The sequence below is a fragment of the Kitasatospora sp. NPDC059577 genome (genome assembly GCF_042735475.1).
In the GTDB taxonomy this organism is placed as follows: domain Bacteria; phylum Actinomycetota; class Actinomycetes; order Streptomycetales; family Streptomycetaceae; genus Kitasatospora.
Genome location: NZ_JBHWBZ010000030.1, coordinates 63,562 through 70,420, shown reverse-complemented (window position 1 = coordinate 70,420; position 6,859 = coordinate 63,562). Strand labels below are relative to the sequence as shown.

Below are 6,859 nucleotides of genomic sequence, written 5' to 3'. Positions count from 1 at the left end.
CGGGGCCGCCGCCGCGCCCCGCGGGGCCGGCGGGGCCCCACCCCCGCCCCCCCCGCCCCCGCCGCGGGGGGGCGCGGCCCCCGGGGGCGGGCGGGTGGCGGGCGGGCCCCTCCGCCGTGCCCGGACGCGCCCTCAGGAGGTGATGAAGGCCGCCAGCTTCGCCACCCCGTCGATGATCCGCGCCTGCGTCAGCGAGCTGACGGACAGCCGCAGCCGGTGCTCTCCGCCGCCCGCCGGGTAGAACGGCGCCATCGGCGTCCACAACACCCCGTGGTCGCGGGCGCACCGCTCCATCGCCGCGTCGTCGGCCGTGAAGGGCACCGTGAGGACGGCGAAGAAGCCGCCGTCCGGCCGGTTCCAGGAGACGCCCAGACGGCGCCGTTCGGAGGCCGGGAAGTGCCGGTCCAGCTCCCGCAGCAGGGTGTCCATGCCGGCCGCGTAGTGGGCCGTGGCCCGGGCGTTGGCGGCGCGCAGGCGGCAGTCGTGCGCCAGCAGCATGCCGCCGATGACGGCCTGGCTCAGCGCGGGCGTGTTGACCGTCGTCATGCTCTTCAGCTTGGCCAGCTCGTCGGCGAGCAGGCTGCAGCGCCCGTCGGGCCCGGTGACCTCCTGGTCGGCGACGACGTAGCCGAGCCGGGCGCCGGGGAAGCAGGTCTTGGCGAAGGAGCCGAGGTAGACGACCCGACCGTGACCGTCCAACGCCTTGAGGGTGGGCCGCAGGCCCGGCGTGCGGGCGAAGAAGCCGTACGGGTTGTCCTCGATGACCAGGACGTCCTCCTCGGCGGCCGCCGCCAGCAGCCGGGTACGGGCCTCGACCGGCATGCTGGTGCCGGACGGGTTCGCGAAGTCGGGGACGACGTACAGGGCGCGGGGGCGCCGGCCCTCGGCGCGGACGGCCCGGGCCGCGGCGGCCACGGCCTCCGGGTCGGGTCCGCCCTCCGGGCCCTCGGGGACCGGCCGGGTGGTCAGGTCGAGCAGCCGAGCGGCGCCGGTGACCCCGACGTAGCAGGGCGAGCTGACCAGCAGGACGTCGTCGGGGCCCGCGCAGAGCGCGCGCAGGGTGAGCAGCATGCCCTCCTGGGCGCCGACGGTGAGAACCAGCGACTCGGGGGCGACGGTCAGGCCCTCGTCGTTGGCGAGGGTGCGCGCGACCAGGTCGGCGATGATGCCCTTGGTGGGGCCGTACTGGAACAACGCGGTACGCACGGCGTCCCGGTCGAGGCCGCGGTCGGCGAGGTGGGCGAGGAAGCGGTCCAGGTGCGCGGGGACGTCCTCGGGCTCGAAGAAGCCCTCGTAGGGCCGGCCGGGGGCGAAGGAGACGGCGTCGGGGTAGCGGGTGGTGACCTCGTTGAGGAAGGTCATCGCGTCCAGCAGCGGGTCGGCCAGGGAGGCGTGCAGGTCTTCCAGCGGGAGCTTCACCGCAGGGCCTCCCGCAGCCGCCCGGCGGCGAACGCCTGGGCCTCGGCGGCGGCGTCCAGGGTGCCGGTCATGGCGAAGAAGCCGTGCGGCACGCCCGGGTAGCGGCGCAGCTCCACCGGGACCCCGGCCGCGCGCAGCGCCTCGGCGTACTGCTCCCCCTCGTCGCGCAACGGGTCGTACTCGGCGGTGAGCACGGTCGCGGGCGGCAGGCCGGCCAGCGTCGCGGCGCGCAGCGGGGAGGCGTACGGGCCGGCACCGTCGGCCGGGTCGGCCAGGTAGTGGCCCCAGTACCAGGCGACCGAGCGGCGGTTGAAGAGCAGCGGGTCGTCGTGTTCGCGCAGCGAGGGGGTGTCGGCACCGTGGTCGGTGTTGGGGTAGACGAGCAGCTGGTGGCGCAGGGCGGGGCCGCCCTCGGCGCGCAGCAGGAGGGTCAGGGCGGCGGTGAGGTTGCCGCCGGCACTGTCGCCGCCGACCGCCAGCCGGTCCGGGTCGATGCCGAACTCCTCGGCGCGTTCGACGAGCCGGACGAGGGCGGCCCTGCAGTCGTGCAGGGCCGCGGGGAAGGGGTGTTCGGGGGCCGGCCGGTAGCCGACCGAGGCGGTGACGCAGCCGACGGCGTTGGTGAGCCGGCGGCAGACCGCGTCGCTGGTGTCGGGTGAGCCGAGGGTCCAGCCGCCGCCGAACAGGTAGAGCAGGGCGGGCAGTCGGCGGCCGGGCGGTTCGGGCCGGTAGAGCCGCAGGGCGAGTTCGCCGCCGGGGCCCTCGACGCGGTGTTCCTCGACGGCGGCGACGGGCTCGGGGGTACCGGCCGCGGCGCGGATGTCGGCGAGGTCGGCGGCGCGGGCCTCGGCCAGGGTGAGGGTGTAGAGCGGCGGGGCGCCGCTGCGCGCGCGACGGGCGCGCAGGGCCTCGGCCTGGGGGTGCAGGGGCATGGGTGGTCCCGTTCTGGAGCGGCGGGGTTCGGCGGGCGACAGGGGGTCGGCGGTCGGCCGGGGAGTTCTGCGGGTGGTCACGACGGTCGGCGGTCGGCCGGTGTTGCCGGGGAGCCGGGCCGGCCGGTGTTGCCGGGCGGCCGCGGTGGCCGGTGTCGTCCGGCGTGCTCGGCGCGCGGCCCCGGGGTCGTCACGGCGGTCGGCGGTCAGCGGTCGGTCGGGTCGGTCAGCAGCCGGCCGGGTCGGTCAGCGGTCGGCCTCGACGTAGACGGTCTCGTCGGTGCGGAAGGCCGTGTCGAGGTCGGCGACGTCCGGCCGGACGCCCTCGCGGTAGGCGCAGTGGCGGATCTGCTCGGGGGCGAAGCCGGCGAGGGTGAGGACGTGCCGCAGCTCGTCCAGGTCGTAGATCCACTGGTGACCGTAGTAGCGGAAGATCTGGTTGACCAGGAAGGCCGGGCGGGCCGGCATCGGCGGGCCGAAGCCCAGGGTGGTCAGGCGGCGCCGGTGCTTGGTGAGGAAGCCGTCGCCGGTGACGTAGCCGGCCAGGTAGCGGGCGAGGTCGGGGGTGGTCAGACGCAGGACGCCGCCGGGGCGCAGCACCCGGCGGGCCTCGCGCAGCCAGCCGACGGCGACGGGCATGGTGACGTGCTCGATGAGGTGCTCGGCGTACACCCAGTCGACGCTGGCGTCGGCGAAGGGCAGCGGCTCGGCGATGTCGAGCTGGGTGAACCAGCGGTCGCCGTCGACCCGGTAGAGGGTGCCGGGCTCGGTGCGGCTGCCGGTCCCGCTGACAGTGCCGGTGCCGGTGCCGCGCAGGGCGGTGAGGTCGGTGCCCAGGCCCTCCGGGTGGGCGGTCCGGAAGGCGGCGAACTCGATTCCGGTGAGGCCGAGTTTGCGGAAGCCCGCGTGGTCGCGCGGCAGCCCGCCGGGGTGCGCTTCGAGCGTGTCGCACGTGGCGACCTGCGCGCTGAAGTCGTCCAGGCGGGCGGCCAGGCCGTCCGGGTCGTCCCAGTCCCAGCCGGGGAATCGTTCGGTCTGTTCGGTCTGTTCGGTCTGTTCGGTCTGTTCGGTCATGTCGGGTCTCTCTCTCGGAACTACGGGGTGCGGCCGCCGTACGGTTCAGCCGACCGCGCACGGCCAGGGGGCGAGGGCCGTGCGGTCCAGGTCGGCGAGCCGGGGGCGGCCCAACAGGGCCATGGTGTGCTCCAGTTCCTCGCGCAACAGGGCGAGCACCCGGTGCACGCCGGTCTCGCCGTCGGTGGCGAGGCCCCAGAACGCCGGACGGCCGACCAGCACGGCGCGGGCGCCGAGGGCGAGGGCCACGGCGATGTCCGCGCCGGTGCGCACGCCGCCGTCGAGCAGCACCGGCAGTTCGGCGGGGACGGCCTCGACCACCTCGGGCAGGGCGGCCAGGGCCGGGACGGCTCCGTCGAGTTGACGTCCGCCGTGGTTGGAGACCAGGACAGCGTCGGCGCCGTGCTCGACGGCCAGCCTGGCGTCCTCGGCGGTGAGGATGCCCTTGAGGACCAGGGGCAGCCGGGTGCGCTCGCGCAGCCAGGCGAGGTCAGCCCAGCTCAGGGTGGGGTCGAACTGCTCGCGGGCGTGCTCGGCGATGCCCGAACTGCCGCCTGCCGCACGGTGGCTGGCGGACATCAGGCGCGGGTCCAGGTTGACCGCGCGGACGGCGGGCGGGATGGCGAAGCCGTTGCGCAGGTCGCGCAGCCGGCGGCCGATCCTGGGGGCGTCCACGGTCAGCACCAACGCGTGGAACCCGGCCGCCTCGGCGCGTTCCACCAAGGCGGCGAGGGCGGCTCGTTCACGCAGCCAGTACAGCTGGAGCCAGAGCGGGCCGGTGGCGGCCCCGGCGATCTCCTCCAGGGTGCGGCTGGCGAACATCGCGGCGACGAACAGGGCGCCGGCCCGGCCGGCGGCGCGCGCGGTGGCGGTCTCGCCCTGCGGGTCGACCAGCCGGTGGTAGGCCATCGGGGCGATGCCGAGCGGGAGGCCGAGCGGTGCGCCGAGCAGGGTCAGCGCCGGATCGCAGGCGGAGACGTCGACCAGGGTGCGCGGGCGCAGTGCATAGTGTCCGAACATCTGCCGGTTGGCTGCCAGGGTGCGTTCCGCACCGCTGCCGCCTTCGATGAAATCCCAGATTTCCGGGTAAAGTTGTGCGCGCGCCGCGCGCTCGATCCCGGTCAGCGTGAGTGCTCCCACGGGCATTCCTCGTTCCAGGACGGCCACGCGCGGACCGGTCCCGGTTCGGCAGCGTAGGAGCAACGAGCACATTGGTATAGACCTTGATTTGACCAAACGTCTGTGCCATGGTCTGGCAACGGAATTGACCGTTTTGGTTGCGAACGGCGTTCATGTCAAATCCCCTCGCTCGTATGGAGCCGCGTTGACCGGCTTTTCCCCTTCTTCACGTCCGCCTTCCGCTCCGCCGCACTCCGACGCCCCGGACGACTGGGTCGACCGGCTGCTGCTGGCCGGCGCCGGCGGCGAGGAGTGCCTGCACCTCGGCGCGCCGCTCGACCGGGACGCCCTGCGCGCCCTGGTCGACGAGCACTCCGTCCGCCTGGCGGCCGCCGGGCTGGGCCCCGGCGGCACGGCCGCGCTGCGGCTGCCACCCTCGGTGGCGTTCGTCGCGGTGCTGCTGGCATGCTGGCGGCTGGGCGCCCAAATCGCCCTGCTAGACCACCGGTTGACCGACCACGAGATCGACGCGGCGGTCGCGCGGCTGGCCCCGCAGGTGCTGGTAGGCTCCGCCCACCGGCCCGCGGCGGCGCTGCGCGGCTTCTCCGAGGTGGAGCCGGTGGCCGTCCCGCTGCCGGACGGACGACCGGCCCGCACCGGGCACGCGTTGATCCAGCTCAGCTCCGGATCGACCGGACCGGCCAAGGTCATCGCCCGCACCGCCGGCGACCTGCTCCGCGAACTCGACTGCTACCGCAGGCTGGTGGAGTTCCCCGGCGAGGGCGAACGAGTCGTCCTGCTGTCGTCGGTGGTGCACGTGCTCGGCCTGGTCGGCGGGCTGCTCAACGGCCTGTACGCCCGTGCCGCGCTCACCGTGCCGGAGCGGATGACGGCCGCGGGCATCCTCGCCGCGGTGGCCGGCTCCGACCGGCCGACCACCGTCATTGGGGTGCCCTTCCACGCCGAACTGCTGGCGGGGGCGGTCGCTCCCCCGCCGCTGCCCCGGCTGCGACGGATGATCGTCGCGGGCGAACTGGTCCGCCCGGGCCTGCCCGCACTGTTCACCGGGCGCTACGGCGTCCCGCTCGGCACCATGTACGGCATGACCGAGACCGGGGTCATCGCCACCGACCTCGACGGCACCCTCCACCCGGCCAAACGCCCCGTCCACGGGATGCGGATGCGCCTGGTGAAGGGCGAGTTGCAGCTCGGCGCGACGGCCTCCCCGTACCCCGGGCTGGACGACCCGACGCGCTGGTCGGACGGCTGGCTGCACACCCGGGACGCGGCCGGGCTGGACGAGGCCGGCGGCCTGGTCACCGTGCTCGGCCGGCTGGACTCCCAGGTGTCGATCGGCGGTCTGAAGGTCGACCTCACCGAGGTCGAACAGACCCTCACCGCACTGCCCGAGGTCCGCGAGGCCGTGGTCGTCTTCGACGGCGGCGCCATCGAGGCCTACCTGGCCACCGAGGCCGACGCCGACCTCTCCCTGCTCCAGGCCGGGCTGGCCCGCCGCCTCGCCGCCTACAAGCGGCCGCGCCGGCTCGCCCTGCTCCCCGCACTCCCCCGCACCGCCACCGGAAAGCTGCTGCGCGACCCGGCCGCCCTGCGCGACACCGCCACGACCTCCGCGGCGACGTCCGCCGCGAACGTGCGCTGAGCACGCGCCCGACCGTCCGACCCCGCAGGCACCGCGGCCCGACCCCGCAGGCACCACCACCCCCGACAAGGAGCTCACCACCATGCAGGACCGCATCCGCGCCTTCGTCCTCGCCGCCCTCACCGAGATGCAGTACGACGTCTCCGAGGTCACCGGGGACACCGACCTCGGCCCGGCCGGGCTGGACCTCGAATCGCTCGCCCTGGCCGACCTGTCGGTGCAGGTCGAGGACGAGTTCGGGATCAAGTTCGACCTGGACGAGATGGAGACCACCGCGCTGATGACGCTGGACGAGTTCACCGCCGACGTCGCCCGGCGGATCGACGCGCTCGCCGCCACCTCCGGCAGCGCGGCATGACCGGCACCTCGCGTCCCGACGGCCTCCCGGACCGGGCCGAGGTGCTCACGATGCTGGCGGCGTTCGGGCAGCGCGCCGCCGACACCGTGCCCGAGGAGCTCGGCTCACTCGAACTCACCTGGCTCGTCGCCGAGTTCGAACAGCGTTACGGCCTGCAGCTGGACCTGGACGACGAGCAGTTCGGCGCGGTGCGGACGGTCGACGACGCCACCGCACTGCTGCGCGACGCCGTCCTGGCCGATCGGGCCGGCCCGGCCGAGCGCGCGGGCGCGCAGCCGTGAGCGGCCTCGCCACGGG

The 6,859-nt window shown here is 75.0% G+C and carries 7 protein-coding genes; 3 read left to right on the top strand and 4 right to left on the bottom strand.

Annotated features, from left to right (window positions below; translation table 11 throughout):
- Positions 1 to 132 precede the first annotated feature (132 nt).
- The 4 genes from ACFV0O_RS23150 to ACFV0O_RS23135 form a co-directional block, all read right to left on the bottom strand.
- A complete protein-coding gene (locus ACFV0O_RS23150; protein WP_380344839.1) occupies positions 133 to 1,419 on the bottom strand; it encodes a PLP-dependent aminotransferase family protein in 1,287 nt (428 codons plus the stop codon).
- Positions 1,416 to 2,351, bottom strand: coding sequence for an alpha/beta hydrolase (locus ACFV0O_RS23145; RefSeq protein ID WP_380344836.1), 936 nt, complete (start codon positions 2,349 to 2,351; stop codon positions 1,416 to 1,418). Before ACFV0O_RS23145 ends, ACFV0O_RS23150 begins: the two co-directional genes overlap by 4 nt.
- 246 nt (positions 2,352 to 2,597) lie before the next feature.
- Positions 2,598 to 3,425 (bottom strand): class I SAM-dependent methyltransferase, encoded by an 828-nt coding sequence (locus ACFV0O_RS23140; protein WP_380344834.1) that lies wholly within the window; start codon positions 3,423 to 3,425, stop codon positions 2,598 to 2,600.
- A gap of 45 nt (positions 3,426 to 3,470) precedes the next feature.
- A complete protein-coding gene (locus ACFV0O_RS23135; protein WP_380344831.1) occupies positions 3,471 to 4,571 on the bottom strand; it encodes an alpha-hydroxy acid oxidase in 1,101 nt (366 codons plus the stop codon).
- Between the two features lie 178 nt (positions 4,572 to 4,749).
- Between ACFV0O_RS23135 and ACFV0O_RS23130 the strand changes: the two genes are divergently transcribed.
- The 3 genes from ACFV0O_RS23130 (at position 4,750) to ACFV0O_RS23120 (ending at position 6,843) form a co-directional block, all read left to right on the top strand.
- Complete coding sequence (locus tag ACFV0O_RS23130) at positions 4,750 to 6,204, top strand: class I adenylate-forming enzyme family protein (protein WP_380344828.1); 1,455 nt, start codon at positions 4,750 to 4,752, stop codon at positions 6,202 to 6,204.
- Positions 6,205 to 6,286: 82 nt separating this feature from the next.
- Positions 6,287 to 6,562 carry a phosphopantetheine-binding protein gene (locus tag ACFV0O_RS23125; RefSeq protein WP_360257482.1) on the top strand — a complete coding sequence of 92 codons (276 nt, stop codon included), beginning with the start codon at positions 6,287 to 6,289 and terminating at the stop codon, positions 6,560 to 6,562.
- The gene (locus tag ACFV0O_RS23120) at positions 6,559 to 6,843 is read left to right on the top strand and encodes an acyl carrier protein (RefSeq protein WP_360257484.1); all 285 of its coding nucleotides are present in this window, start codon (positions 6,559 to 6,561) and stop codon (positions 6,841 to 6,843) included. Before ACFV0O_RS23125 ends, ACFV0O_RS23120 begins: the two co-directional genes overlap by 4 nt.
- The last annotated feature ends 16 nt before the right edge of the window (positions 6,844 to 6,859 follow it).